This is a genomic window from Gelidibacter sp., assembly GCF_035577925.1.
Taxonomy (GTDB): Bacteria; Bacteroidota; Bacteroidia; order Flavobacteriales; family Flavobacteriaceae; genus Gelidibacter.
This window is the reverse complement of sequence record NZ_DATJCY010000070.1, coordinates 1-1,561: the sequence shown is the minus strand read 5'-3', so window position 1 is coordinate 1,561 and position 1,561 is coordinate 1. Positions and strand designations below refer to the sequence as shown.

1 protein-coding gene is annotated in these 1,561 nt (G+C 36.5%); it reads right to left on the bottom strand.

The window, feature by feature from the left end; genetic code table 11:
• Window positions 1-242: 242 nt before the first annotated feature.
• Entirely contained in the window at window positions 243-1,469 is a 1,227-nt protein-coding gene (locus tag VNJ50_RS02145; RefSeq protein ID WP_325578606.1) for a glycosyltransferase family 2 protein, read from the bottom strand.
• Window positions 1,470-1,561: the final 92 nt, after the last annotated feature.

The following is a 1,561-nucleotide window of genomic DNA, read 5'->3' as shown; positions in this document are numbered from 1 at the left end:
AATGACTTGAAAATTATTTAAAGCTGTATTTTTTAATGTATAGCGTGAAAGATCAATATTTCCTTTTTTTGTTTACCGACACTTGGTCATCCTACAGCTATTTTAAAGATAAATTCAGAGGATATGCTGCTAGGAATTCTATAATGTATATAGATTGAGTATTATACAATATATTGTCTGTAAAGCGCAAATAAAGACGATATTACGAGCTTTTATTCCTGATGATACACATTTTTTTCAAGTTAGATTTCATAGCTTTTTTTAATAATTACAGGAGCGACCTTACCTTCTTTATCATTACGTCTTTTGGCTTTATCCCACACCGCACTCTGTTTATTTCTAAAATATCGAACCATTCCGGCGAGGACTGCATAGTTCATGATGCAGAAATAATAAGGGACAAAGGCAACTTTAAATTTCAACTGTTTACTTTCAAGAACCCATCCCAACAATGCTAAAGCATAAAACAACATTTGTAGATAAAACAGCACACTATAAATTGGAGGTCCACCCAGCTGCATAATGTAAAGATTGATAAAAAACAGAGCAACGAGTAGTAAAGGTGTTATGGTCCACCGAAGAACTCGATGACTTAAGTACTGGAACGTTAAAATAGGCTGTTTGAACGGATTCATTAGGCTCGATAGACGAATAACAGCCTGCATCCCTCCTGCAGCAATCCTGATTTTTCGTTTCAGCTCTTCCTTTACATCTTCCGAGCTTGATTCAACCGCGAAAGCCTTTGGTTGATAAACGATCCGATACCCTTTTTCCGCTATCTTCATTGATATCATGAAATCATCTAAAACCGTATCCATCTGTACAGGTTGAAAAAGTGCGGTACGCACACTGAACAGTTCTCCAGCGGTTCCAACTACCGAATATAGTTCACTATCCCATTTCTTTAATTGCGATTCATATTTCCAATAAATGCCCTCTCCTGCTGCACTTGCATCGGCTTTATCATCAAAAAAAACCCGTTTTTCCCCCGCGACAGCGCCGACGGATGGATCTACATAGCACTTGCAAATTTCAAGCAGAGCGTCTTTATTCAGAATAGTATTGGCATCAGTAAAAACAACAATTTCTGAATCGATTATTTTCATGACCCGATCTATAGCCGCTATTTTGCCTTGTCGTTCAGGCTGATGCAAAACAATAATATTTGGATATTCTTTAATGATATCAGGAGTACCATCGGATGAACCATCCGTTACGATATAAATTTTTAACAATCCGGATGGATAGGATAAGCTAAGTGTATTTTCAATCTTTTGTCGGATACACGCAGCTTCATTATAGGCTGCGATTACTAAAGAACAACTAGGAAGCTCCTGAACGTTCGCAGATAAAGGTTTTCTTTTCCCATAAATTGCTCTTCTCAATCGAATTATAAAATAAATGAGTATCCCATAACCTATATAGGTATAGAAAATAATAAAGAAACAAATCCAAAATAATATCGTCATCTATTTGCTTTCAGTTATATATAGTCAACCTTCCAACACCACAACCATCCGTGATCTGCTGGGCTCAGTCACTAAACTTTTACATTAATCAT